This window comes from Micromonospora sp. WMMA1976 (assembly GCF_027497335.1).
Classification (GTDB): domain Bacteria; phylum Actinomycetota; class Actinomycetes; order Mycobacteriales; family Micromonosporaceae; genus Micromonospora; species Micromonospora aurantiaca.
The window spans coordinates 270,972-295,574 of the sequence record NZ_CP114912.1 but is presented as its reverse complement, the minus strand read 5'-3'; the positions used below and the strand labels follow the sequence as shown (position 1 = coordinate 295,574).

22 protein-coding genes are annotated in these 24,603 nt (G+C 68.0%); 9 read left to right on the top strand and 13 right to left on the bottom strand.

Annotated features, from left to right (window positions below; translation table 11 throughout):
- The 5 genes from acnA to O7546_RS01420 all read right to left on the bottom strand — a co-directional run bounded on the left by acnA (position 1) and on the right by O7546_RS01420 (position 6,559).
- A complete protein-coding gene (acnA, locus tag O7546_RS01440; RefSeq protein WP_194798780.1) occupies positions 1-2,652 on the bottom strand; it encodes an aconitate hydratase AcnA in 2,652 nt (883 codons plus the stop codon).
- Positions 2,653-2,665: 13 nt separating this feature from the next.
- Positions 2,666-3,790 carry a hypothetical protein gene (locus O7546_RS01435; RefSeq protein WP_194798781.1) on the bottom strand — a complete coding sequence of 375 codons (1,125 nt, stop codon included), beginning with the start codon at positions 3,788-3,790 and terminating at the stop codon, positions 2,666-2,668.
- Positions 3,791-3,840: 50 nt separating this feature from the next.
- The gene (locus O7546_RS01430; protein WP_194798782.1) at positions 3,841-4,731 is read right to left on the bottom strand and encodes an isocitrate lyase/phosphoenolpyruvate mutase family protein; all 891 of its coding nucleotides are present in this window, start codon (positions 4,729-4,731) and stop codon (positions 3,841-3,843) included.
- Positions 4,732-4,875: 144 nt separating this feature from the next.
- The gene (locus O7546_RS01425; protein ID WP_194798783.1) at positions 4,876-5,421 is read right to left on the bottom strand and encodes an adenine phosphoribosyltransferase; all 546 of its coding nucleotides are present in this window, start codon (positions 5,419-5,421) and stop codon (positions 4,876-4,878) included.
- A 115-nt stretch (positions 5,422-5,536) separates the two neighbouring features.
- Complete coding sequence (locus O7546_RS01420) at positions 5,537-6,559, bottom strand: GntG family PLP-dependent aldolase (RefSeq protein WP_194798784.1); 1,023 nt, start codon at positions 6,557-6,559, stop codon at positions 5,537-5,539.
- 716 nt (positions 6,560-7,275) lie between these two features.
- Here O7546_RS01420 and O7546_RS01415 point away from each other — a divergent pair.
- From O7546_RS01415 to O7546_RS01405, 3 genes are read left to right on the top strand one after another with little or no spacing between them, the layout of a single operon-like run.
- Positions 7,276-8,757, top strand: a complete 1,482-nt coding sequence (locus O7546_RS01415; protein WP_194798785.1) for a cytochrome P450 — start codon at positions 7,276-7,278, stop codon at positions 8,755-8,757.
- A complete protein-coding gene (locus O7546_RS01410) occupies positions 8,754-10,232 on the top strand; it encodes an amino acid adenylation domain-containing protein (protein ID WP_269696059.1) in 1,479 nt (492 codons plus the stop codon). The genes O7546_RS01415 and O7546_RS01410 overlap by 4 nt, the downstream gene beginning before the upstream one ends.
- On the top strand, positions 10,229-10,981 hold the full coding sequence (locus tag O7546_RS01405) for an alpha/beta fold hydrolase (protein ID WP_194798787.1): 753 nt from the start codon (positions 10,229-10,231) through the stop codon (positions 10,979-10,981). Before O7546_RS01410 ends, O7546_RS01405 begins: the two co-directional genes overlap by 4 nt.
- A 45-nt stretch (positions 10,982-11,026) precedes the next feature.
- Here O7546_RS01405 and guaB read toward each other — a convergent pair whose 3' ends face one another.
- Positions 11,027-12,508, bottom strand: a complete 1,482-nt coding sequence (guaB, locus tag O7546_RS01400) for an IMP dehydrogenase (protein WP_194798788.1) — start codon at positions 12,506-12,508, stop codon at positions 11,027-11,029.
- 110 nt (positions 12,509-12,618) lie between these two features.
- Between guaB and O7546_RS01395 the strand changes: the two genes are divergently transcribed.
- Positions 12,619-13,833, top strand: a complete 1,215-nt coding sequence (locus O7546_RS01395; protein WP_269696058.1) for an MFS transporter — start codon at positions 12,619-12,621, stop codon at positions 13,831-13,833.
- An 83-nt stretch (positions 13,834-13,916) separates the two neighbouring features.
- Here O7546_RS01395 and O7546_RS01390 read toward each other — a convergent pair whose 3' ends face one another.
- The 6 genes from O7546_RS01390 to O7546_RS01365 all read right to left on the bottom strand — a co-directional run bounded on the left by O7546_RS01390 (position 13,917) and on the right by O7546_RS01365 (position 20,726).
- Positions 13,917-15,503: a hypothetical protein gene (locus O7546_RS01390; RefSeq protein ID WP_269696057.1), complete on the bottom strand. Its 1,587-nt coding sequence runs from the start codon at positions 15,501-15,503 to the stop codon at positions 13,917-13,919.
- Complete coding sequence (locus tag O7546_RS01385) at positions 15,500-16,978, bottom strand: DUF4407 domain-containing protein (protein ID WP_194798791.1); 1,479 nt, start codon at positions 16,976-16,978, stop codon at positions 15,500-15,502. Before O7546_RS01385 ends, O7546_RS01390 begins: the two co-directional genes overlap by 4 nt.
- A gap of 22 nt (positions 16,979-17,000) precedes the next feature.
- On the bottom strand, positions 17,001-18,515 hold the full coding sequence (locus tag O7546_RS01380) for a hypothetical protein (protein ID WP_194798792.1): 1,515 nt from the start codon (positions 18,513-18,515) through the stop codon (positions 17,001-17,003).
- Positions 18,512-19,348 carry a protein phosphatase 2C domain-containing protein gene (locus tag O7546_RS01375; RefSeq protein ID WP_194798793.1) on the bottom strand — a complete coding sequence of 279 codons (837 nt, stop codon included), beginning with the start codon at positions 19,346-19,348 and terminating at the stop codon, positions 18,512-18,514. Before O7546_RS01375 ends, O7546_RS01380 begins: the two co-directional genes overlap by 4 nt.
- Positions 19,349-19,388: 40 nt before the next feature.
- Positions 19,389-20,105 carry a VWA domain-containing protein gene (locus O7546_RS01370; RefSeq protein ID WP_269696056.1) on the bottom strand — a complete coding sequence of 239 codons (717 nt, stop codon included), beginning with the start codon at positions 20,103-20,105 and terminating at the stop codon, positions 19,389-19,391.
- Between the two features lie 90 nt (positions 20,106-20,195).
- A complete protein-coding gene (locus O7546_RS01365) occupies positions 20,196-20,726 on the bottom strand; it encodes a hypothetical protein (protein WP_281600383.1) in 531 nt (176 codons plus the stop codon).
- A gap of 178 nt (positions 20,727-20,904) precedes the next feature.
- Here O7546_RS01365 and O7546_RS01360 point away from each other — a divergent pair, with 178 nt between their 5' ends.
- Together O7546_RS01360 and O7546_RS01355 are read left to right on the top strand one after the other, a co-directional pair.
- Complete coding sequence (locus tag O7546_RS01360; protein ID WP_194798796.1) at positions 20,905-21,699, top strand: CHAT domain-containing protein; 795 nt, start codon at positions 20,905-20,907, stop codon at positions 21,697-21,699.
- The gene (locus tag O7546_RS01355) at positions 21,696-22,004 is read left to right on the top strand and encodes a hypothetical protein (RefSeq protein ID WP_194798797.1); all 309 of its coding nucleotides are present in this window, start codon (positions 21,696-21,698) and stop codon (positions 22,002-22,004) included. The genes O7546_RS01360 and O7546_RS01355 overlap by 4 nt, the downstream gene beginning before the upstream one ends.
- A 28-nt stretch (positions 22,005-22,032) precedes the next feature.
- On the opposite strand, the gene O7546_RS01350 is transcribed toward O7546_RS01355, so the two are convergent.
- Positions 22,033-22,668, bottom strand: coding sequence for a TetR/AcrR family transcriptional regulator (locus O7546_RS01350; RefSeq protein ID WP_281600382.1), 636 nt, complete (start codon positions 22,666-22,668; stop codon positions 22,033-22,035).
- 118 nt (positions 22,669-22,786) lie between these two features.
- Between O7546_RS01350 and O7546_RS01345 the strand changes: the two genes are divergently transcribed.
- Genes O7546_RS01345 through O7546_RS01335 form a run of 3 tightly spaced genes read left to right on the top strand, consistent with a single transcriptional unit; the run spans position 22,787 to position 24,592 of the window.
- Entirely contained in the window at positions 22,787-23,473 is a 687-nt protein-coding gene (locus tag O7546_RS01345; RefSeq protein ID WP_281600381.1) for an SDR family NAD(P)-dependent oxidoreductase, read from the top strand.
- 54 nt (positions 23,474-23,527) lie between these two features.
- Entirely contained in the window at positions 23,528-23,926 is a 399-nt protein-coding gene (locus tag O7546_RS01340; protein WP_194798800.1) for an ester cyclase, read from the top strand.
- 12 nt (positions 23,927-23,938) lie between these two features.
- Positions 23,939-24,592, top strand: a complete 654-nt coding sequence (locus tag O7546_RS01335; RefSeq protein ID WP_194798801.1) for an NAD(P)-binding domain-containing protein — start codon at positions 23,939-23,941, stop codon at positions 24,590-24,592.
- The last annotated feature ends 11 nt before the right edge of the window (positions 24,593-24,603 follow it).

Below are 24,603 nucleotides of genomic sequence, written 5' to 3'. Positions count from 1 at the left end.
TCAGTCCTCCGCTTCGGTCGGGTCAGGCGTCAGTTCGCGTGCGAGAAGACTGAGGAAGCCGCCCTGCCGCACACATCGCAGTTCCGCGGCCGTATCGATCCGGACCAGCATCTGCCATCTCCGGACACCACCGTCCGGGTCGGTGGCGCTCACCGACACCGTCGACAGCGGCGCCGCAGTGCCGAGGCCGCGGATCGTGAACGACTCGGTTCCGGTGAGCCCGAGCCGGTCCGGGTCGTCTCCGTCGAGGAACTGCAGCGGCACGATGCCGACGCCGACGAGGTTGCTCCGGTGGATCCGCTCGAAGCTCGTCGCCAGCACGGCACGCACACCGAGCAGCCGAGGCCCCTTGGCTGCCCAGTCCCGGGAACTTCCCATGCCGTAGTCCCGACCGGCGAGAACGATCACCGGAACACCGGCGGCGGCGTACTCCTGCGCCGCCCGGTACACCGTCGCCGTCTCACCGGACGGCGCCAGCCGGGTCCATCCGCCCGGCCGGTCCGGGGTGAGGCGGTTGCGGAACTTCACATTCGCGAACGTGCCCCGGACCAGGGCGTGATGATTGCCCCGACGGCACCCGTACGAGTTGAATTCCGCCACCGGCACGCCCAGGTCGAGCAGGTACCGGCCGGCCTCGGAGTCAGGGGCGATCCGCCCCGCCGGTGAGATGTGATCGGTGGTGGTCGAGTCCGGGGCGAAGACCAGCACCCGGGCGTCGATGACATCGCCGTGGCCGCAGTGGCCGTCCGGGGACACCAGCGGCGACGGCATCAGGTAGGACGAGTTCGACGGCCAGTCGTAACAGGGGCCGGACGGAGCCGTGATCGCGTGCCAGCGCGCGTCCCCCCGGAAGACGTCGCGCGAATGCCCCGACAGGCGCGCCACGGCCGACGACACGGATGCCGTCAATTCCTCCTCCGGCGGCCAAAGATCGGCCAGGTAGACCGGCTCACCGGCGGGGCCGTGTCCGAGCGGATCCCGTTCGACGTCGATCAACACGGTTCCGGCCAGGGCGTACGCAACCACCATGGGCGGCGACATGAGGTAGGCGCCGCTGATCGCTGGGTGTATCCGGCCCTCGAAGTTCCGGTTGCCGGACAGGACGGCAGCCGTTCCCGCTCCGGCCGCCACCCACTTTTCGACGGTGTCGTGCAACGGGCCGGAGTTGCCGATACACGTGGTGCACCCGTAACCCACCACGTCGAAGCCCAGGCGAGCGAGCGGTTCGAGCAGGCCGGCGGCGGCCAGGTAGTCGGTGACCCGCCGCGAACCGGGTGCCAGGCTGGTCTTGACCCACTCCGGCACCGCCAGGCCGCGATGGACCGCGTTCCGGGCCACCACCCCGGCGGCGATCATGAGTCTGGGGTTCGCGGTGTTGGTGCAGCTGGTGATCGCCGCGATGGCGATCGCGCCCTCGTTCGAATGCGGACGGTCGGCTCCGACGGAACGCTCGCCACGGTCCTGGCGGGACTGCTGGAAGCTCCGGGGCACCTCGGCGAAGTACAGCCGGTCCTGGGGCCGACGCGGGCCGGCCGCGCTGCCCCGCACGGTGGCGAGGTCGAAGGACCAGACATCCGAGTAGCCGGAGAGGTCCGGCGTTGTCCCGCCGTCGTCGAACAGGCCCTGCTGGCGGGTGTAGTCGGCGACCGTGCGCACGTGCGACGCGGACCGGCCGGTCGCCGTCAGGTAGCGGAGAACGGCGTCGTCCACGGGGAAGTACGCCGCCAGGCAGCCGTACTCGGGCGCCATGTTGGCGATGGTCGAACGGTCCTCGACCGACAGTGCCCGGATGCCCGGCCCCACGAATTCGAGAATGGTGCCGACCACACCGCGCTCGCGCAGGTACTGCGCCAAGGTCAGGGCGATGTCGGTCGACATGATGCCTGGGCGCGGCGCGCCGGTGAGCCGGAGCGCGATGACCGGCTGGCTCCGGACCGACACGGGGTGACCGAACATCGCCGACGAGGCCTCCACTCCCCCGACGCCCCAGCCGAGGACGCCCAGCGCGTTGATCATCGGGGTGTGAGAGTCGGTGCCGAGGACCGTGTCCGGCGCCAGGATGCCGCTCCGGTCGCGCAGCACGACGGCGGCAAGGTGCTCCAGGTGCATCTGATGGACGATGCCGCCGCCGGGTGGCACGATCCGCAGATCCGGAACCGCACCCTCGGCCCAGCGCAGGAACCGGTACCGCTCGCCGTTGAGCGCGAACTCCCGCTCCATGTTCCGATCCAGGGCGGCGTCGTTCCCGGACAGGTGCGCCTCGATGGAATGGTCCACCACCAGATCCACCGGCAGCGCCGGCCGTACCGCCGCGGCGTCACCGCCGGCGGCGGCGACCTGGGAGCGCAGGGCGGCCAGGTCGGCGAGGACGGGGATGCCCGAATGGTCCTGCAGCACCAGGCGGGTGGGCCACAGGTCGAACTCGACCGGCTCGCCGGACGACCCCGCGGCCACCAGGGCCGCCACTGCCTCCGTCGCTTCCGCGACGGAGGACGGCCGCGACGAGCCCGGCGCACGCAGAGCCGCGCGTACGATGTTCTCGGCGAAGATCCGGGTCACCCGGGGCGCCGTGCCGAGAGCGGGTACCCGCTTCTGCAGTTCGCCGAGGTCGACGATGCGGTCGCCCGGCGAGCCGGCGAGGTGGGAGAGCATCGGCTTCGCAGGCTCAGACCGCGAGGCGACGGTAGATCTCGACCGCCTCGGCCGGGGAGACCTCACCACCGACCTCGATCGACCGGGACCGGATCTCCTCCAGGCACGGCGAGAGCAGCTCGGGGCGGGGCGTCACACCGGCCTCCTCGAGTGCCCAGGCGACGAGCGCCCGGCCCGAGTGCTTGCCCAGCACGTACCGTCGCTCGCCGCCGACCAGATCCGGCGGGAAGGGCTCGAAGCTCGACGTGTCGCGCAGCATCCCGTTGGCGTGGATGCCGGATTCGTGCGCGAACACGTTGTCACCGACCACCGGCTGCCAGGGAGGCAGTTGACGGCTGGTGGCGACGCCGACGAGCTGGCTCAGTCGGGTGAGCTTGGTGAGATCGACACCGAGTTCGACGTCGTACCGCAGTTGCAGGGTGGCCGCCGCCTGGGCGAGGTCCGTCATGCCGGCCCGCTCGCCGATGCCGTTGATGGTGACGTGGAAGTAGCGGGCGCCGGCCTGCAGCCCGGCGATGGTGTTGGCCAGCCCCAGCCCGAAGTCGTTGTGGGTGTGGCACTGCAGGTCGATGGGCGCCGCCTCCCGCACCAGGCGGACGCGCTCGCCGTACTGTTCCGGCGTCATGACGCCGATCGTGTCGGAGAGCCGCAGCCGGTCGGCGCCCGCCTCGTGCACGGCGCCCGCGTACTCCTGCAGGAAACCGCCCTCGGTACGGGCCAGGTCCTCCGCACTGACCGAGACGAACGCACCGCGGTCCTTCGCCATGCTGATGAGCGACTTCGCGGTCTCCAACAGCCAGGAGCGGTCCTTTCGGACGCTGGCCTTGAGGTGGTTGTCCGACGTCGGCAACCCGATGTGGATGGTCTTGAAGCCCATGTCGAGCGACTTCTCGACGTCCTCGCGGACACCACGGTGCCAGGCGACCAGATGGGTGTTCTCGTCCTGGCGCTCGACGGTGGACTGCACGAACTTGAGCTCCTCGCCACCCATCGCGGGAATGCCGACCTCGAGCCACCGGACACCGGCGTCCAACAGACCGTTGAGGATGTCGGTCTTGCGCTGGAACGAGAACGCGACGCCCGGCGTCTGCTCCCCGTCGCGCAGCGTGGTGTCCTCGATGATGATGTCGTTACGCATGGCGTCCCTTCCTGAGCTGTCGGTCCGTGTCGTCTGCTGCGTCACCGGCGTCATGCCCGGCTACCGGCCTTTTCGGGCAGGCCGGTCCAGGGCGAGTCGTCGAGGAGCTCGTCGGTCTTCACCAGGTCGAACAGGTCTGCCACGCTGGCGATGTCACTCTCGATCAGCCGGGTGGAGTCCTGGTGGGCGACATGGTCCAGCACAGCGGTCATCGCCTTGAGCGCCGCCCGGATGACCTGGTTGGCGTAGACGACCGCGTCCGCGCCGCAAGCGCGTAGTTGCCGGGCACTGACGCCCGGGTAGGTGGTGGGAATCATGAAGAGGGGAACGGTGATACCGGCCGCACGGACCGCCGTGGCGAACTCCGCGACCTCGTCCGCGGTCCGGGCTCGACTGTGGATGAGCAGGGCGTCGGCTCCCGCCTCGCAGTACACCTGGGCCCGCCGGATTGCGTCGTCCAGGCCGGCCGAGACGATCAGGGACTCCAGCCGCGCTATGACCATGAAGTCGTCGCCCCGCTGCGCGGTCTTCGCCACCGCGATCTTGCGCGCGAACACCCCGGCGTCCTCCAGGACGTTTCCGTCGCGGAAGCTGTTGCGTTTCGGGTACTGCTTGTCCTCGATGCAGACGGCGGCGATGCCTTCGCCCTCGTAGAGCTGCACCATCCGCCGGACCACGTTGACGTCGCCGAAGCCCGAGTCGACGTCCGCGATGATCGGGACGTCGACCCGGCGACGCATGGTGACCGCCACGTCCAACAGTTCGGTCATCGTGAGCAGGCCGGCGTCGGGCACCCCCGCCGCCGTGCAGATTCCCAGGCCACCGGCCCAGATGGCCTCGAAGCCGTAGTGCTGCGCCAGGACCGCGGTCATGCCGTCGTGAGCACCCATCACCCTGACCGGATCGGGACCACCCAGCAGTGCGCGAAGACCCTTCTTCATTGCCCCTCCTCGAAGAGGTCCCGCGCCGATGCGGGACGGGCGGAACGACCGGATGTGGGTTCGCAGCCACGGGCCGGCCGCGAATCGGCTAAATGCACCGCCGGCCGATTGCCTCCTGCGTCGGGCTCCGATGCCCGCTCCACATCACTTCTCATAGATGAAGACCGGCTTGAACTTGTAGGTCGAGATCTTCTCCCGGCCACCCAGAAACGCCTTTTCCAGGATCGAGCAAATCCCCACGACTTCACCGCCGAGGCTCTCGATCAATTGAGCCGCAGCCCTCGTGCAGTTGCCGGTCGCCACGATGTCGTCGTGCAACAGAATCTTGGCGCCCGGCGGGAAGAGGTCGGTACGCATCTCGATGTAGTCGGTCGCGTACTCGCCGGTGAACTCCCTGCCCACGGTCTTGCCAGGCAGCTTCCCCTTCTTGCGGATGGCGAGGAATCCGCAGTTCAGCCCAAGCGCCAGAGCGCCACCGAAGATGAACCCGCGAGCGTCCACCGCAGCCACGTAGTCCGGCTCCAAGGGCCGCGCCCAGTCGAGCAACTGCTGCTGCGTGAACGCCAGCGCCTCCGGATTCGCAAGCATCGGCATGATGTCGCGGAACTTGACGTTCTCCCGGAAGCCGGCGAGTGCAGGAATGGTCTGGTGAAAACGAGCGAGATCATTTTCTGGCTGCTGGCTCAGCATCTTGCCCCCGAATTCGATGTCACTGAACGGCCTTGAATGCACGCTTCGATGCGGACCCACCGGCCCGCTCGAAGCAGGGCTTCGTCTCCCCGCACGGCCCTTCTCCGAAGACGGCCTAGAGCCGGGAGAGCACCTCGGACACGACGTGTGCGGCATGCCTGGCGTCGGACTCGGACACGTCGAGATGCGTCACCATGCGGATCTCGGTGGCGCTGATCGCCGACACCCTCACCCCCGCCTCCGCACAGGCCGCCACGACCCGGTCCGGGTCGTCGACCGGCACGAGAACCATGTTGGTCTCGGGTTCCTGGACATCGATGCCGACGTCACGCAGCACGTCCGCGATGACGCGTGCGTTCTCGTGGTCCTCGGCGAGCCGATCGATGTTGTTCTCGAAGGCGTAGATCCCGGCGGCCGCGATGATGCCGGCCTGCCGCATACCACCGCCCATGCGGTGCTTCATGACCCGCGCCTCCGCGAGCCGGCTCCGGTCGAGGAGCAGGACCGAACCGACCGGCGCCCCGAGGCCCTTCGACAAGCAGACGGACAGGGTGTCGAAACACCGGCCGTATTCCGCGAGGGAGATGCCGGTCCTGACGTGCGCGTTCCAAATCCGGGCACCGTCGCAGTGCACGGCGACGCCACCCTCGTCCGCGAGTTTGCGGATCTCCTGCAGTTCGGGGAGTGGAAAGATCCGGCCGCCGGAGCGGTTGTGCGTGTTCTCCACCGCCACCGCCGCGGTGCCGATGCTGAACGGCTTCGGCCGCCTGATCATTTTTCGCAGGTCGTCCGGCCTGATCACGCCGTCGGAAGACAGCGTGCTGCGCGTCTGGATACCGGCGTGCCAGGCCAGCGCGCCGTCCTCGTAAAGCAGGAAGTGCGCGTCTGCGTCACACAACACCTCCTGCCCCGGCGCGGCGAGCAGGCGCAGAGCCAGATGGTTCGCCATCACACCGGTTGGCAGGTAGAGCGCGGCGGAGAAACCGAAGGCGTCGGCAAGCATGTCCTCGAGACGCGCCACGGTCGGATCTTCGGCGTAACAGTCGTCACCGACCTCGGCGGATGCCATCGCCCGACGCATCGCCGGCGACGGCTTCGTCACCGTCTCACTCCGTAGATCCACGAGTTCGCGTGCCATCGGTTCTCCCATGGCTAGAGGACGACAGGATGACCCCCGTGACTTCCCCTCGACTTTGACGTCAGAGACCTGCAGCCACGCAACGCATAAGTCGCCCATCGGGTCGTCATTGTCGATGGTAGATCCGTCCAAGACCGCAGCACAAGGTCGAAACATCATTACCCCTCGATGGCCCTCCGAGGCCACCGAATAACCCTCCCGCCACCTGGGAATCTTCGCCAAAAACCGCTTCGAGCCCGCGTGATTGACCGACCTTCGCTTATACGGAGCGTGTTCGCCGGCGGCGCCAACCGGGCGATCGATCGGCGCCCCCCCAGGCAACGAGCAGGCATGCTATCATCGACAACAATCCAGGTCAGATGGCTCTTGAGCTGGGAAAATGCGGTATCGACCAGCCGATCAAGAGGTCAAAAGCGGTCCACGTCTCATTGCCTTGCTAAGACCGATAAGCGTGGGTAGGGTCCAACTTGATCAGGATATCTTCCCGTCACCGGAAGCCTGGCAATCATTAAACTGCGGGGGGCAGTCGCTCGACACTTTTACTTCTTGCGGACCGGTCCAGTGAATTCCTCACAGAATTCATCGGCCGGGTTCCTGCATAACCGGCCACGCTGGCGAGCCGGTTGTCGGTCTTATTCTGCGACGCATAAGATCGGGCCGGCTGTGGACAACTGGCCACTTCCTGACGCATTCTTCGAGCCTCATGGAGTTGTGCCGTGGACCCTGCCTACAAACCATTTGAGCTTTCCTCGTCGAGCCCAGTCGAAGCGCAGCTGATCACGCTCTGGTCGAAGCTCCTCGATCTGGACGACATCGGGCACGACGACGACTTCTTCGAGCTGGGTGGCGACTCGCTGCTCGCCGCCGAGCTGCAGCTACAGGTGGACGATGCCTTCGGGGTGGAGATCCCGTCGTCCGTGCTCTATCGCCAACCGACGATATCGGCGGTGGCGGCGGCGATCGAGGAGGCGAGGAAGACACCGGCGCCTGTGGATCTGTCCGACCCGGCGCTCTACGCCGACGGCCGACAGTTTGCGGCCTGGGCCTGGTTGCGCGAGCACGATTCGGTGCGGTGGCAGCCCTTGCCGGACCGCGGCGAGGATTCCGGCTTCTGGGCCGTCACCCGGTACGCGGACGTTCAGCAGGTGATTCGCGACCACGAGTCGTTCACCTCCGAGCGCGGCACACTTGTCAACCTTCTGGGCAAGGGCGATCCCGCGGCCGGCGCCCAGCTCGCCGCTACCGATCCGCCCTTGCACGACCAGCTACGGGCGCCGCTGCAGAAGGCCCTGGGCGCACGCCCGATCGAGGCGTACGGCGACGAGATAACGGCGGGCATCAAGCGGCTGCTGGCCTCCGGCGTCGACGGCGAGCCCTTCGACCTGGCCGCGGCGACGGCGCGTCTGCCGATGGTCGCCATGACCCCGATGCTCGGGTTGCCTCCTGCCGACACCGCCGATCTGATCCGGCTGGTGTCGATGTGCAACGCGGAGGAGGATCCGGAGTACCAGATCGGCGGGACCACGGAGGCGACGCTGCGACACGGCCACCGCGAGCTGTTCGCCTATCTGACCGACCTGGTTCGCCTCCGCCGACGTCGACCCGGCGACGACCTGGTCAGCTACCTCCTCACCGCAGAGGTCAACGGTGCGGTCCCGCCGATCGGAGCGATAGTCTCCAACTGCTACAGCATGCTGCTCGGCGCCGCGGGCACGGTGCCGCACGTGCCGACAGCCGCCATCGCCGAGCTTTCGCGTACGGGCGGCTACCGCGGCTGGGCCACGCGACCCGAACTCCTCGAGAGCGGTGTGGAGGAAGCCCTGCGGTGGGCGAGCCCGGCGAGCAACTTCATGCGTTACACGCGGCGCCCCGTCACCCTCGCCGACCGCAAGCTGCCGGAGGGTGTCGCCGTCGTGGCCTACCTCGGCTCCGCCAACCGCGACCCCGAGGTCTTTCCCGATCCGGAAACGTTCGACATCAGACGACAACAGAACCGCCACCTCGCCTTCGGGGTCGGCCGTCACTACTGCGTCGGCTCGCACCTGGCGCGCTACACGCTGCGGCGCTTCTTCCGCGAGCTGTTCGTGACGTTCGAAGACCTGGCGGTGACCGGGGAGGCCGTTCGGGTGCACTCGACGTTCCTCAGCGGCTTCAAGAAACTCGTGGTGACCGGCAACCCGGCACGGCGGCGGTCGTGACAGCGGCGCCGCCGCCCGCCGGGACCGCGAGCCGCCATCAGTTGCACGGCGCCGCCCTGCACGCACCTGAGCACGTCCTCGACCTGGTGGAGCCGTACCTCGGTTCGGATGCTCCCGCCGTGACCGACCACGAGGGCGGATTCACCTATCGGGAGCTTGACGAGCGGTCGGCGACGATTGCGCGGGTTCTGCTCAAGGCCGGCGTGCAACCGGGCGACCATGTCCTCATACACGCCCGGCTCAGCCGGTGGGCGGTGGTGGCGATGCTCGGCGTGCTGCGCAGCGGCGCCGCCTACGTCCCGGTCGATGCCGCCTTCCCCGCCGGGCGTCGGCAACACATCGCCCGCGCCAGCGGTGCCCGGTACGCCGTGGTGGAGAAGGGCCTGACCGGCGTGCCCCCGACTCCCGTGATGATCCCGGCAGACGTTCGTGAGGCCGGGTCCGGCACGGTGCGAGGACCGCTCGCGTACACCTGCTACACCAGCGGATCGACCGGGACGCCCAAGGGTGTCACCATCAGCACCCGGGCCTTGGCCGCCTCGACGGCGGCCCGGCTCCAGTACTACGACGCTCCCGTCACTCGGTTCGTGCTCTGCTCCTCCATCTCGTTCGACAGTTCGGTGGCGGGCATCTACTGGACCCTGGCCTCCGGCGGGGAGCTGGTCATCCCCAGCGACCGCCAGACCGACATCCTGGCGATCGCCCGCGCCGCCGCCGGCGCCTCGCACATGCTCACGCTACCGTCGCTCTACCGGATGATGCTGCGCGGAGAGCTGTTCACGAACGCCGTCGCGCCCAGAACCGTCATAGTGGCGGGCGAGTCATGCCCGCCGGACCTGCTGCGGCAGCATTTCGCGGCGGCGCCGGACAGCGAGCTGTTCAACGAGTACGGACCGACCGAGTGCACGGTCTGGAGCACCGTGCATCGCTGCCGACAGGAGGATGCGTCCGCCGACAGCGTGCCTATCGGTCGTCCGATCCCGGGCGCGACCCTGTACGTCGAGAGCGCCGGCGATGCACCGGGAGAGCTGGTGGTCGGAGGGCCGGGTCTGGCCGAGCAGTACCGGACCGCAGGTGAGTTCCGCACCGGAGATCTGGTCTCGGTCGACACCGAGGGCCGGCTGCTCTTCCACGGCCGCGCCGACGACCAGTTGAAGCTGGGCGGCATGCGGATTGAACGCAGCGAGATAATCTCGGTGCTGACGAACTGCCCGGGTGTGGCGGAGGCCGCCGTCGGCGTGGCCGAACGCAACGGCAGGTTCGCCGTGCTGGGCGTGGTCACCGCGACGGATCCGTCGCTCACTCCGGGGACGGTGCGGGCGCACGCGCTGCGACACCTGCCCGGGGTCGCCGTGCCGGGGCGGATCGAGGTCCGCAGCCAGCTGCCGACGCTGCCCAACGGCAAGGTCGACCAGCGTGGCGTCGACCAGCTGGCCGCGCAGGCTTCCCCGCCGCGGACGAGAGGCCGCCGATGACCGCCCGTGAACCACGCTGGCTGCTGTGCCGACGTCGACGGCCGGCCGCGGCCCTCCGGCTCTACTGCTTCCCGCACAGCGGAGGGTCACCGGGCGAGTACGTTCGATGGGCCGACGCCGTCCCGGACACGATCGAGGTCTGGGCGGTCCAGCTGCCTGGGCGAGGAAGCCGGGGCGGGGAGCAGCCGATCACCGACCTGAACACCGTCGTCGAGGCGTTCGTGTCCGAGACCCGGTTGACCCCTCCGTACGCGTTCTTCGGCCACAGCCTCGGTGCCGGGATCGCCTACCACGCCGCCCGGCTCCTCCGCGACAGGTCGCTTCCGGAGCCGACGCGGTTGATCGCCTCCTCCTACGCCGCGCCGCATCTGCACCGGTCACCCATCTCTCTCGAGACAGCGAACGGCCCGGACCTCGTTGACGCCGTCACCCGCCTCTTCGGCGCGATTCCGGATGAGCTGCGCCACGATCCGCACGCCCTCGAGAGGCATCTACGTCCACTACGGGCCGACCTCACCATCGCCGCGACCCACCGCTATGTCGAGGACGCACCGCTCACCTGCCCCGTCACCGTGTGGTCTGGTCAGGACGACGGGGAAACCGAGGATCGGCTTGCGGCCTGGATCGACCACACGGTGGCAGCATGCACGTTCCGCCGGTTCCCTGGCGGGCACTTCTACTTTCGTGACCGTCTGCCGGAGTTCCTCGCCGACCTCGGTGCGACCCTGATGCGGGACCGGACGGGATGACCCCGGAGCGGATGACGACTCCACCCCGAGGTCGCCCCGTCCCCCTCAGCGTCGACGGTAATTAGGCTCGTCGGAGGTGATGACCACGTCATGCGGGTGGCTCTCTTGGAGACCGGCGCCGGTGATCCGGACGAACTGACCACGCTCTTTGAGTTCCCGCACGGTGGCGGTCCCGCAGTAGCCCATCGAGGATCGCAGGCCACCGACCAGCTGGTAGACGACGCCGGACAGCGGCCCCTTGTAGGAGACCCGGGCCTCGATGCCCTCCGGCACGAGCTTGTCCGCCTGGCTGATATCAGCCTGGAAGTAGCGGTCCTTGGAGAAGGAGCGGGCACGCATGGCCGCGAGCGAGCCCATCGCCCGGTACTGCTTGTAGCTCTCCCCCTGGTGCAGGATCAGATCGCCGGGCGCCTCGTCGACGCCAGCGAAGAGGCCGCCGATCATCACGGCGTCGGCACCGGCTGCGATGGCCTTGGGGATGTCGCCGGAGAGCTTGATGCCGCCGTCGGCGATGACTGGGATGCCATGACGAGCGGCGGCCTGCGCGCAGTCGTAGATCGCGGTGATCTGCGGCATACCCACGCCCGAGATGACTCGGGTTGTGCAGATGGACCCCGGGCCGGTGCCGACCTTCACCGCGTCGGCGCCCGCCTCCACGAGCGCGTCAACGGCGTCGCCGGTGGCGATGTTCCCGCCGATCACCTCGATGTCGAGGGAACGCTTGATCGCGGCGACCGTGTCGAGCACACCCTGCGAGTGACCGTGCGCCGTGTCGACGACCAGGGCGTCGACGCCGGCCGCGACGAGGGCCTTCGCGCGCTCGACCGAGTCGTCGCCGACCCCGACGGCGGCGATCACCCGAAGGCGACCCTCGGCGTCCTGCGTAGCCGAGGGGAAGTCCGTCTTCTTCAGAATATCCTTGATCGTGATGAGCCCGCGAAGAATCCCAGCCTCGTCCACGATGGGCAGCTTTTCGACCCGGTGTTCGCCGAGAAGCTTCTTCGCGCTTTCCAGATCGGTCCCCACCGGCGCGGTCACCAGAGGAAGGCCCCGCATCACCTCGGCGATCCGCACGTCGGTGCGCTCCACGAAACGCAGATCCCGGTTGGTCAGAATGCCGATCAGCCGGCCGCTGTCGTCCACGATCGGTACGCCCGAGACCTTGTAGTGCGCCATGATCTCGAGTGCCTCTGCGACATCGCGGTCGGCGGTGAGCGTCACCGGGTCTGTGATCATTCCGGACTGGGTCCGCTTGACCTTGTCGACCTCGGCGACCTGATCCTCGACGCTCAAGTTCCGGTGCAGCACGCCGATGCCGCCCAGCCGGGCGAGCGCGATCGCCATCCGGGCATCGGTGACGGTGTCCATTGCCGCCGATACCAGCGGAATAGCCAGCTCGATCGAGGGTGTCACGCGTGTGCGGGTGTCGGCAGACGCGGGCGTGACCCGCGAATGAGCCGGAATGAGCAACACGTCGTCGAAGGCGAGACCGGCCTTGGCCATTTTGGAGGGGAACTCGTCAGGCATGGACGGATACTACGGTACCGGGATTCGCTCATCGTGGAGCCGATGCCGATGCGACTGATCACCTCGCCATCGCACGACATCGGTCGCGCGGGGCGATCCGGAAATCGGTGATGACGGGAGAGGAAGGCTTCGACTCTCGGCGACGACGCACCGTCCTGACCACACTCTCGATCACACAGACCATCGGCTACGGCATCCTCCTCTACTCGTACGCCGTGCTGCTCGAACCAATGACCCGCGATCTGAGCAGCTCACCGGCCGTGGTGACGGGCGCCTATACCGCCAGCGTCCTCACCGGCGCGGTGGTCGCCGTACCGTTCGGGAGGTGGCTCGACCGTCATGGCGGGCGGGCCCTGATGACCACCGGTTCGGTGGGCGGCGCCCTGCTCCTGCTCGCCTGGTCCCGGGTCGAGACCGTCGCGCAGTTGTACGTCGTGCAGTGCGGGATCGGCATCGTCGGCGCCGCGACCCTCTACGACGCGGCCATCCCAGTCGTGGTGTCGTGGTATGGCACACGCACTCGGCCCCGTGCACTCCTGACCGTCACCGTGGCGGCGGGCTTCGCCAGCACAATCTTCCTGCCGCTGTCCGGCTGGCTTGTCGAACGCCACGGATGGCGTACGAGCCTGGTGGTTCTCGGCCTCCTCTATGCCAGTACCATTCCGCTGCACACCCTGGTACGCCGACCGCACCGCCGAATCGGCACCGCCGGACCGCAGGCGGCCCCTGCGCCGGGCCGGTCCGTGGCGTTACGCGACAGGGCATTCTGGCTGATCGCGGTGGGCCTCACACTAGAGACGGGCGCCGTCAACGCCTTCAATGTGCACATCGTCTCGGCGCTGGGCCAGTGGGGACACAGCCCGGCGTTCTCGGCCGGGATTGCGGGGCTGTTAGGCGTATTCTCGGTCGCTGGGCGTCTCGTGACGACCGGGCTACGACGTTGGTGCGCGACGGCCATGTTGACCGCAGCCGTGTTCTGTCTGCAGGCCTTGGCCGCGTTCTTGCTGCCCGTCATCGCCACGAGTCCGTTCGGAGCAATCGGTGCGGTGATCGGATTCGGCATCGGTGCCGGCGTCGGTACCATCGCTAAACCGATCCTCCTGTCCGAGCGCTATGGCTCGCAGGACTATGGGACTCTCGCCGGAATGGTCGCCATTCCGATGACGCTGGCGAAGGCGGGCGCCCCGCTGGCCGCGAGCTTCATCAACTCGTCAACGGGTGGCTACCAGCTCGCGCTGGTTTCGATCGGCGCTTGCTGCATGCTGGCTGCAGCGGCCCTCACCGCAACGGGAACCCCTCGTACCATTCCGGCTCTTCGAGGTTGAGAGAGGACGCGGCCGATCGTCTTGATGACGCGGTTGGTGCCGTTCGGGCAGGTCGGATGCGGCGCAGGCGGACGAAGGGGCCCTCATGCACCCGGCTTTCTGCCGAACGGCCACCAGCGCCGGCCATCGACCGTCGAAGAGATCGGCTCGTGCCCGTCGTGCCCGGGCGTGTCGTACGCCGCCGTGTGGGTGGGCATCCGCTGCGCGTACCGGTAGATGACTCCGGACTGCTCCTTGATCACTGCCAGTACGTCCTCCTTGTCGGTCAGCACATGCAGGCCGAACGGCGACGGCGGCATCGGATGCAGCGCATGACGTCCGCCAGACGGGCTGAAGTCGACCCAGGTGACTCGACCGTTCTCCAGCAGTCTGACCCAGTCGTCCTCGGTCGCCTCGTCGGCCGGAAACCTCATCGCGGCCAGGAAGACGAAGTGCTGGCTCACGACCTGCACCCCCCGGGCGTGCAGTGCACGCGAGGTCCGGCCCGCCGCGTCGAGCAGCGGCTCGACGACATCGGTCATCGAGAAGTATTCGATCTTCACCTTCGGCAGCGCGACCTCGGTGATGGTGCCCGCGACACGAAGCACGCCGTGCTTCTGCAACGGGTTGGTCGCCGAGAGAACTTCGACCGCTATGCGCACCGGCTGGCCGCTCGCCGCGTCGAACTCGACGGAATCCAACAGCTGATCGAGCTCCAGAGCAACCTCATTGCGCCGCTTCGTCACCCGCCTGGGCACGACACCGTCGTCCGGAACGAAGACGAGATGGACGAGCCCGACCGCCGTTCCGCCTCGATGCAGCTCGTCCATGCAGTCGGCATCCGTCTGCTGCCGACCGGTCAGGCGTTGGATCGGTGTGCGCTGGTCCACGGCCACGATCTCGGAGCCGTCGTACATCACCGCTTCCAGCATGGGCTTCTTCGCCGCCCCCGCATTCCGGGCGGCCGGGGTCCGCACGTCCACCGGCACCGGATCGGGAGCCGGTACGACACGCGGCCGCCGTTCGACCACGGGTGCCGACGCGGTGGCGCGCGGCGACTCGACGACCTGCCCCGGTCGCTCTCGAGTCGACGCCGGACCCGCAGCCGAGGCCGGGGACGGCTCGGGACCGAGCGCCGAAGGGCTCAGGTAACCCTCTTCGATCAGAGCGCCGACCCGATCGAGGAACGCTGACTCGCTCAGGGCGATCTGCGGCTGCTCGTCGTACATCTCGATGAGTGTGTTGACAGTGCTCGCGACTCTTCCGGCGGCGGTCGGCGAGCTGCCGTTCCGGGAGTCCCGTACGCCGGTGCCGAAGATCCGCGCCCACAGACGTCTGCTGGGTGGCAGGTCGCGCAGGCTGTCGAAGACGTTGCGGAGCTTCTCCCGGTCGTCGGACACCACCACCAACCCGATGACGCCCCGCGGCGCGAAGAAGTGGCCGGCCGGCATCGCTGCCTCGACCACAGTGCTCACGAACGCGCGGTCCCACTCCGGCGTGAGCTTGAAACGGGGAGCGAGCCGCACCGTGACCAGATCGTAGAGCACCGGGTCGGTACCGATCTGCGCCTGCACCTGCCGACACAGCTCCTCGGCAGGCAGCGGCAGCGGACCGACGGGAACGATCACCACCAGGAAACCGGCCCAGTCCTCCTCGGCGGGCCAGTACGGGTTCATGCCGACGGAGCTCATGACGGGCGCTTGGCCGACGGGGGCAGGTTCAGCGCGGCAGCGACCCTCGCTGCCGCCGAACGTCGACCCGTGACGGTGGCGCGGGCCGATGGCGCGACCGATCCGGTGGCCTTTGCAGGCTGGCCGTTGCCGGGCCAGAGGCCACTGCCCTTGCCGGTGCTCTGGGGCGGCTGGACAGCCATCTGCCTCACCTTCTGCTTCCACGCTTCGACCTGGTCAGTGGCGAGTTCGAGCATCACCGCTTCGACTTCGTCATGAACCGCCTCAGCAATCCGCTTCTTGCGCTTCTCCAGATCCTTGTCGATGTACTCCTGTCGTCCTGCTGCCTTGACGACCTCCTTGGTGTCGAGTTCGTCGATCTGGTCATAGGCACTGGGTGGACCGAGGATGGACAGCGACTTGATCGCGACAGGCAGTAGCTCGATCATGAAGAACAGTGCGGCGACCAGTAGATGAGCCAGCTTCGCCCAGCCGTTCTCATCCCCCAGGTGAGCCAACGCGACCAGGCGTGCCAGCAACCCCGTGTTGTCGGCGGCCTCCTTGTTGCTCGTGTCCAAGTCGCTCTGGATCGCCGCCTGGAGGATGTCGCGCTGCTGACGCAGGCCCGGGAGCACTCGTTTTGCCTCGTCCTGCGCCTCGGAGACCGTCCGGCCGCTGTCTCGGCGCAAGTCCGACCGGGCCTTCTCCAGGGCTGCGAGCTTCGTCTGGACGAGCTCCCGGGCCGCTGTCGCGTCCTTCTCCTTCCGGTCGTACTCCCGCCGAAGCGCCCGGGCACGCGGGCCATCGCCCCGCTTGCCGCTGCCGGCTTCGCAGAGCTCACCGTCGAGTTCGCACCGCCAGGCAGCCCACGCCTTCTCTGCGGTCGCCTGTTTTGCCTGGTAGTCGGTCGTGGCCTGCTTGTGCTCCGCCTCGGCTGCGGCCAGGACGGGTGAGCTGACCGCGACCTCGCCGGCGAGGTATCGCTCGTACTTCGTGATCTCCTCTTTGAGATCCGCCAGCTCCTTCTGCCGGTTTCCCTCGGCCAGTACGATCGACGCACCCTCCGCCTTCCTGATGTTGTCGAGCGTCATCTGCTGTTCGATCTCGTCGGCGAAGATGCGCAGCGTCAGCGGAGTCGAGATGACCAGGCCGAGCAGAGCCGCCATGAGAATCCGCGGCAGGACCATCCAGAAAAGCAACCACCTGCTGCCGGTCGGCTTCAGACTGAGGATCAGCGCACGGTCGACGACCAGGATGATCACGCCCCAGAAGATGCCGATGAGCACTGCGCCGGCCACACCGACGCGCAGCCCGTCGGTCATCGCGAAGGCCATCGACACCACAGCCAAGCCGGCAGTGGCGAGCAGCACGAGCCCCAGCGCCACGAAGCGGGCCTGGTCCTTGGCCACACCGCCTCGGCTGATCTGCTTTGCGCGCGCGAGCACACCCGGGTCGGCACCGCCGAGACGAGCCAGAAATGTGCTGGATCTCTGCATCTGCATCAGTCCTTCAAAGTCTTCACGGGGGAGGGAAACCGTTGGCGGAGGCCTTCTGCTTGGAATCCGCACGAAGCTTCTGTGCTGTACGCCGCAGCATTTCGCGGATCGCGGCGTCGACCCCGACGTCGGCGGCGCGGTAGGCGCTCCCGATCACGTCCCGTAGCTGCTTCGACGTGTGCGCCTCAGGCACTGCCGGCGCGAGGTCAACCGGCGGCACCTGCGGCCAGTGCAACGGTGGCAGCGGAACGACGTCCGCCGCGGGCAGTGGGTACGGCGGAAGCTCTGCGTGTGTACGAGGCAGCCGCATCACCGGCAGGTCCGGCAGCACGACCGCGGGCGGGTTGACCGAGACCTGCACCGGCGGCATCTCGTAGTAGTGCAGCCGGCCCGCCGGTCCTTCGTCCTCGCCGTGGTCGTTGACGACTGCTACCCGGATCTCGCACGCAGTGGGTGGCTTGACGGGATAGCCGTTCGGGTAGCCGTCGGGGTCGATATCCCCGACGGCGAAGTTGTTGACATCGCTGAATATGCGGACCGATCTGGCGCCCCTGTGCTGCCAGCGGACGAAGACCTCGGAGCCACGCAGCGTCACGTCGGTACTGAGTTCCGCGGACAGCAGTGTCGGTGGGTCAGCAAGATCGAGCACCCGGCCGACGAGATATTCCTTGATCTCCTGGGCGGTCGGCCGCTGGGCACGGTCGTCACTGAGCGCACGGTTGAGCAGGTCGATTCCTACCTGGTCGAGCAGGCCCGGGGGGACGAGCGGGCTGGCCGGATCGTGCAGCTGGGTGGATCCGCGGCCGGTGGCGAGGCCCCGGATCACGCACAGTGCGAGTTTGTAGACGTCGGTGAGCTGGTCCTGCAGCTTCTGCTTCTTGTGCCGCACCTCCGGCGGCACGAAGAACGGGGTGTTCGGCTGGATCCGGGTGGCGTCGGCGACATCGGCCACCCCGTCGCAGTCCATCAGCAGGATTCGTGGCGGATCGGTGGCCACGGCGGCGTTGCGCAAATTCATGTCGCCGTAGACGAGACGCCGGCCGCCTCGTGGCCGGTGGATCACTTCGATCGCGTACGCGAGGCGGGCCATCAGGGCCAGGCGGACGAGTTCCTTGTCGGCCGGTGCGCGGCTCTTGTCGAAACCGTTCTCCTTGGCCTGTTCCGAGTCGGCGCCGAGCAACTGGAACTCGAAGACCCGGCGTCCGCCATTGGCGTCGATGAAGAAGTCGTCGGGGATGCACCGCATGAGCATGCCCACGTCGGTGCCCTTCTCATGGACCATGGCCAGCGGCCACACGGTGAGGAGGTCGAGTTCGGCCTGCTCCGCCGGGCTCATCGCGTCACGCAGCGCGACAGCCTGCCGCATCGTGCTGAGCATCGGTCCACGGTTCTTCGCGTCGACGGACGGCAACAGCTCCTTGAACGCGAGCCTGCCCGGCACCTCAGGAATGTGGTCACCGACGAGATGCACCTGTGCCATCCCGCCCTGGCCGAGCGGCTTGAGTGTGCCCAGCCGGCGTCTGTCGATGCGGATCACGGCCGGCTCGCCTCGAACCAGACACCGACGACGGTGCGGTCGTCCATGTGCCCTTTCCGCGCGAAGCCGACCTGCTGAGCGAAGGTGAAGACGTCGGGGGCGGTGGCCCACCAGCCGGCGAGGGTCTCACGCACCTGCACGGAGCCCTCGAGCGGGACGCCGACGCCATCGGTCATGAGGAAGATCGGTCCGTCGCCGAGGAGGTGCTCGGCCGTCCTGAGCCGAGGATCCGCATGCGGCAGTGCCCTGACCCGGCCGGAGTGCAAGCCGTTGTCGTCGTCGTAGGCGTCCGGATCGTGCGTCAGATTCCGCCACCGGCCGTCGGCCAGTACCCAGGCCGACGAGTCGTCGGTCCAGGCGACGGAGACGTGCCGTTCGGCCGGATCGAGACATACCGCTGCGGCCACGAGGGTTGTCGCCATCCGGACGCCATCAGGGACGTGATCGAGGTGCGGACGGCTCCCGGCCGCCGCGACGAAGTCCTTGAGACGCTCGTTGACCTCGTTCACGGCGATCTGCCAGTCACCGTGACGGAGGTAGGCGCGAGGTACGTCGGCCGCCGCGAACCCGGCCGCCTCCTGCGACAGGGGGAACTGCCCGACGCCGTCGCAGACGGTGACGACAAGCGTCATCGTGGACGGGTCGAAGACCACGGAGAAGCGGTCCTGCCGCGGCTGATTGCGATAGCGATGCAGGATTCCTCGTACGCTGGCGGCACGGACCTGTGCGCCTGGCACTCGAAAGTCGCTCAGCTCATGATCGGCCGAGTCCGGGAAGCGCGTGGGCGGGCCGGGTTCCAACTGAGTGGCGGCACGGCCCGGATCGCCGATCACGTACGCACCCGCCCCGGGTGTCTCGGTGCGCCGCCACACGTCAGTCGACAAAGCTGCCCTCCAGTTCCGGCGACGCGTCGGTGGCCGGCGGGGTGTACTGGAACGTCCCGACAGTGCCGCTCAGGCTGGAGGAGAGCACCGAGGTGCCGATCATTCCGGAGATGGCCTTGAGCAGGCTCGGGACCGATGCGCCCTGCTTCGCCAGAAAGTAGCGTCCCTTCTTCTCACCGAAGTTGGGGTAGGCGAGGGCCTTCATCGACTCCTCCGTCGCACTACGGAATCCGAACGGTGTGACGTACGGGTAGCGGGGGTTCCCCTGCTTCGTGACCGGGTCGTACCCGAGCAGCTGCTGAAAGACCTGCAGGTGGTCCCTGCTCGTCGGCTCGCCGTCGGTGAGGAAGAAGATGCACGGACGGAAGACCCTCTTGCCTTCGTTCTTCAGCCGGACCCGATCGGCCTCGAAGGCCCGGTGGAACTCCTGAAAGGCAGCGGTGTAGTTGGTCAGGCCACCACAGCTCAGGGTCTGCAGTTCCATCGCGCTCGGGAAGTTGAGTGGCATCACGGTGCGAGCGGTGTCGTCGAACGCGATGACACTGAGCATCGCCAGGTCGTCGGCGACGGGGTCCTTCATGATCTCCTGGCGCAGACCGGCGACGCCTGCGTTCAGATCGGCCATGTCGCCGCACATGGATCCGGAGACGTCACAGACGATGTAGAAGGGCATGACTACCTGCCCCTCGGTGGCCCGCTCGGACATGGCTTCTCCTCCGATGGTCTTGGGGGACGGCGGAATCCCGCCTGCTCCTCCCTGACGGACAGCCCGCCCCTCAGCGGATGAGGCTGCCCTTCATGCCGCCGACGGCGTCCTTCGCGGCGGCAGGTACTGAGGCTTGCCACTGCCGGTACTCAGCGCTGAGCCGATGACCGAGGTGGCGATCGCGCTCAGGACCTCCGGGACCACGGCGCCATCCCGGGCCAGGAAGTAGCGGCCGCGCTTCTCGCCGAAGTCCGGGTACGTGAACTGCTGGGACCGGTTGTGAAAACAGGTGTAGAAGACCGTCCCGCGGCCACAGCGAACCGAAACCATGATCGGGAGATCGGCGTACTCGCCCGGGGCGGCCGACCGGATGACGGCGTGGCCCTGGCAGTGGCGCAAGACCTTCCAGCTGCCCATGTCGAACCTGATCCTGATCATGCGACCGGACATCTCACGCAGTCCCCGATCGACGACGAGGGCATCCATCTCGCCAGTCCGGCCGCCGCGTCCGTCGAAGACGAAGAGCTCCGGGAACGCGAGCGCCAACAGGTCACCGGCGAGGTCGGACACGTAGAGACAGCCGCCGGCGTCGACGAACTCGGCCAGCTTGCGGGGATCCACCACGTCGGGGTGCCGCAGTTGACGAACAAGAGTGAGCAGTCGTACGAACCCGAGAAGCTCTGGTATTCGACGCACAGCTCCAATCGAGAGCCGGCAGGCGGCGCCGGACCTGACAGGCATCGCACGGCAACTACTGACGGACGGCTGTCCGTCAGTAGTTGCCGTCGGGACAGCCGGGGTGGACGGGCTGTCGACAGCCGTCGAGGGCATGTCGCCGTCATCCGACGTCGACAAGATCATGATGGAGTGGCAGCGCATGAGGGACGCGAAGAAGTCGGTTGCCGGCACCGGCTGGCACCAACAGATCAGCACAAACGGTGGTCCCGTCTATGCCACACAGACCGGCGACGTCAACGTTCACGAGACGGCGGCTCCTGACGACCGGATCCGCGTCCTCATGCTCGCCGCCAATCCCTTGGCCACCGCGCGGCTGGCCATCGACGAGGAGGCGCGGCAGATCACGGAGCGACTACGCCTCTCCCGGGACCGGGAGGCGTTCGAACTCATCACCTGCTGGGCGGTCCGTCCGATGGATCTCCTTCAGTACCTCAACCAGCACAGCCCGCACATCGTCCACTTCAGCGGCCACGGCGATCGCACCGGGGAAATCCTGCTTTCCGCAGATGACGGCATCGCCCGATCCGTCAGTCTCGCCTCTCTCGCGGAGCTCTTCCACGCCACTGGCGACAACCTTCGGGTCGTTGTCGTCAACGCCTGCCACTCCGCCAACGCGGTGCAGGCCCTCAGTCGATACGTCGACTACGTCGTCGGCATGAACGCGGCCATCCCCGACGACGATGCCATCGCATTCGCCGCTTCCTTCTACTCCGCTCTGGGCTTCGGCCGGACCATTCCGCAGGCGTTCAAGCAGGCGGTCGCCATGCTGGGCGTGAGCGGCTCCGCCGATCCGCGTATCGCCGAACTGGTGGCACGACCGGGCGCCGCACCGGAGCTGATGGTGAAGCCGCGATGAGTTCCGGTCAGAAGGGGACCCCACCCGGGTCGGGCCAGAACATCAACACGAACTCGGGCAACGTCTACGCCACCCAGACCGGAAACATCAACATCAACAACAACCTTGCGCAGAAACGCGGACCGCACCTCGACACCAAGGCGCTCCTGGTCGTCCTGCCGGCCAACGTGATCTTTTTCTTGTACGGGATGTCGGCCTACACCGGGCGGAACACCAGCGGCGACAACTGGCGCGCGGGGATATTCCTGTTCATGCTGCTGTTCACGCTAGGAATGATCGGCAGATGGGTCCGCCGCCGCTTCTGAGTCCACCCACTACTGAGGCCGCCCTCGACTACGCGGACCCCGCCGGCGCGGGACCGGGATGGAGTGCGGCGACGGCCCGCATGGCGACGTCGACGGAGGCCTGAAGGTCCTCGCGGCTCGCGCCGGCCGCCGCGTGGACGGCGTGCCCCTCGCTGAGCGCCATCACGAAACGGGCGAGCGCCCGGCTGTCCAGGCCGTCCGGGAGGTCCCCCTCCTTCGCCGCGCGGGACAGCCGCTTTTCGAGCGCGGCCTCGGTGGCCGCCCGGCCGGCGGCGAGGATCTCGGAGATGCGGGCGTTCTCCGGGGAGCAGGCCAGGCCGCCCTGGATGGAGAGACAGCCGGCGGGGTGGCCGCCGGCGGTCAGGTTGTCGGCGCTGGCGCGCAGGAAGGCTTCGATCGCGGCGTACGCGGTCGGCTGGTCGAGGGCGGCGCGCGCGTTCGCGAGGTTGGTCTCGTGGTAGCGGTCGAAGGCCCGCCTGAACAGCTCCTCCTTGCTGCCGAACGCGGCGTAGAGGCTGGGCCGGTTGATGCCCATCGCCTTGGTGAGTGAGCTCAACGACGCACCCTCGTAGCCCTGCTGCCAGAAGACCTCGGCGGCCCGGTCGAGGACCGTCTGCTCGTCGAAGGCCCGCGGCCGTCCCGGGGTCGGAGTCTCAGTGCCCATACCTCGACTATACCGCTCGGTACAGAACGTGACCCAGCCCACGAACCGATCGGTACAGAAAGCTGTTACGGTGACCCGTGAACCGATCAGTACAAAACTGGGAACGCGAGGGAAGAGCATGACCGTCACGTTGATCACCGGCGCGAACAAGGGCATCGGTTTCGCGACCGCCAGACAGCTTCTCGACCTTGGACACGTCGTCTACATCGGAGCGCGCGACACCGGGCGGGGCGAGGAGGCCGCCTCGGCGCTGGGGGCACGGTTCGTGCCGCTCGACGTGACCGACGACGACTCGGTGACAAAGGCGCTGGCGACCATCGACGCCGACGAGGGGCGGATGGACGTCCTCGTAAACAACGCCGGCATCGCCGAGAACGGCGTCGTCGACGGCCCGACCGCCCTGCGCGTCTTCGACACCAACGTGGTGGGGATCGTCAGGGTCACCGAGGCGGCGCTGCCCCTGCTGCGCCGGTCGTCCAATCCGACAGTGGTCACGGTGTCGAGCAGCGCCGGCTCCTTCTGGGCGGTCACCAACCCCGACCGGCCGGAGTACGACCTGACGTCACCGCTCTACTCGGCGTCGAAGTCCGCCGCCACGATGATCACCCTCCAGTACGCCAAGTCCCAGCCGGGGATCAGGTTCAACGCGGTCGAGCCGGGCTACACCGCCACCGACCTGACCGCCGCGATCGGCGGCGGCAGGACCCCGGCGGAGAGCGCCAGGACCGTCGTACGCCTGGCGACGCTTCCCCCCGACGGCCCGACCGGAACCCTCCAGGACGACTCCGGGCTCCTGAGCTGGTAGCCGTCCGCCCCGACCGCGATCCGCACATCATCCGCACAGCAGAGGAAGAGTGACATGACTCAGCACGATCTCCGCGACTGGTACCTGCGCTACGTCGCCGCACTGAACGCCCACGAGTTCGACGGCATGGACGAGTTCATCAACGACACGGTGATGCTGAACGGCGAGCCGGGCACCCGGGACGACGTCATCGCGGTGCAGAAGCACGACGTGGACGCCGTTCCGGATCTCCGCTGGACGGTCGAGGAACTGCTGTTCGACCGCGACCGGATCGCCGTCCGCGCGATCAACCACGGCACACCGGTGAAGGAGTGGCTGGGCGTACCGCCCTCCGGCGCCTCGTTCGAGATCGTCGAGTACGCCATCTACAAGGTCAGCGACGGTCGGTTCGTGCAGATGACCGCTTTGCACGACTCGGCCGAGATGCTCCGGCAGCTCACCGCCGCCCGCTGAGGGACACCGACGATGACCACCATCGGCATCATCGGCGCGGGTGAGGTCGGCGGCCAGCTCGCCCGCGCGGCGGTAGCGGCCGGGTACACGGTCGTGATCGCCAACTCCCGGGGGCCGCACACGCTGACGGACCTGGTGGCCGAACTCGGGCCGTCGGCGCGGGCGGCGTACGCCGCGGAGGCGGCGGCAGCGGGCGACTTCGCGATCGTCGCCGTGCCGCTCAAGGTCGTGAACGACATGCCGGTCGAGGAGCTGGCCGGCAAGGTCGTGCTGGACACGAACAACTACATGGTCTGGCGGGACGGGAACATCCCGGTCCTCGACTCCGGCGAGAAGACGGTCCACGAGCTGCGCCAGGAACAGCTCCCCACGTCGAAGGTCGCGAAGGCGTTCACCCACATCCAGGCGCCCCGGCTGCTCACCTCGGCCCGGCCCGCCGGCGCGCCGGACCGGCTGGCGCTGTCCGTCTCCAGCGACCACCCGGAGGCGGTCGAGCTGGTGACGCGGCTCTACGACCGATTCGGCTTCGACACTGTGGACAACAGTCCGCTCAGCGAGTCCTGGCGTACCGGCCCGGGCCAGCCGGCGTGGCTCCGCCATGCGCACCAGAACCGCGAGGAGCTGGCGCTCAACCTGAGGAGGGCGCGGCGGTTCGCCGGCGCGTGACTCCGGCCGCC

What these genes read in the sequence shown, in the direction of transcription:
- O7546_RS01345 (WP_281600381.1), top strand. Translation starts at nt 22,787, where the DNA reads ATGACCGTCACGTTGATCACCGGCGCGAACAAGGGCATCGGTTTCGCG.
- O7546_RS01395 (WP_269696058.1), top strand. Translation starts at nt 12,619, where the DNA reads ATGACGGGAGAGGAAGGCTTCGACTCTCGGCGACGACGCACCGTCCTG.
- O7546_RS01430 (WP_194798782.1), bottom strand. Translation starts at nt 4,731, where the DNA reads ATGAAGAAGGGTCTTCGCGCACTGCTGGGTGGTCCCGATCCGGTCAGG.
- O7546_RS01340 (WP_194798800.1), top strand. Translation starts at nt 23,528, where the DNA reads ATGACTCAGCACGATCTCCGCGACTGGTACCTGCGCTACGTCGCCGCA.
- O7546_RS01425 (WP_194798783.1), bottom strand. Translation starts at nt 5,421, where the DNA reads ATGCTGAGCCAGCAGCCAGAAAATGATCTCGCTCGTTTTCACCAGACC.
- guaB (WP_194798788.1), bottom strand. Translation starts at nt 12,508, where the DNA reads ATGCCTGACGAGTTCCCCTCCAAAATGGCCAAGGCCGGTCTCGCCTTC.
- O7546_RS01420 (WP_194798784.1), bottom strand. Translation starts at nt 6,559, where the DNA reads ATGGCACGCGAACTCGTGGATCTACGGAGTGAGACGGTGACGAAGCCG.
- O7546_RS01385 (WP_194798791.1), bottom strand. Translation starts at nt 16,978, where the DNA reads ATGCAGAGATCCAGCACATTTCTGGCTCGTCTCGGCGGTGCCGACCCG.
- O7546_RS01350 (WP_281600382.1), bottom strand. Translation starts at nt 22,668, where the DNA reads ATGGGCACTGAGACTCCGACCCCGGGACGGCCGCGGGCCTTCGACGAG.
- O7546_RS01370 (WP_269696056.1), bottom strand. Translation starts at nt 20,105, where the DNA reads ATGTCCGAGCGGGCCACCGAGGGGCAGGTAGTCATGCCCTTCTACATC.
- O7546_RS01390 (WP_269696057.1), bottom strand. Translation starts at nt 15,503, where the DNA reads ATGAGCTCCGTCGGCATGAACCCGTACTGGCCCGCCGAGGAGGACTGG.
- O7546_RS01405 (WP_194798787.1), top strand. Translation starts at nt 10,229, where the DNA reads ATGACCGCCCGTGAACCACGCTGGCTGCTGTGCCGACGTCGACGGCCG.
- O7546_RS01355 (WP_194798797.1), top strand. Translation starts at nt 21,696, where the DNA reads ATGAGTTCCGGTCAGAAGGGGACCCCACCCGGGTCGGGCCAGAACATC.
- O7546_RS01435 (WP_194798781.1), bottom strand. Translation starts at nt 3,790, where the DNA reads ATGCGTAACGACATCATCATCGAGGACACCACGCTGCGCGACGGGGAG.
- acnA (WP_194798780.1), bottom strand. Translation starts at nt 2,652, where the DNA reads ATGCTCTCCCACCTCGCCGGCTCGCCGGGCGACCGCATCGTCGACCTC.
- O7546_RS01335 (WP_194798801.1), top strand. Translation starts at nt 23,939, where the DNA reads ATGACCACCATCGGCATCATCGGCGCGGGTGAGGTCGGCGGCCAGCTC.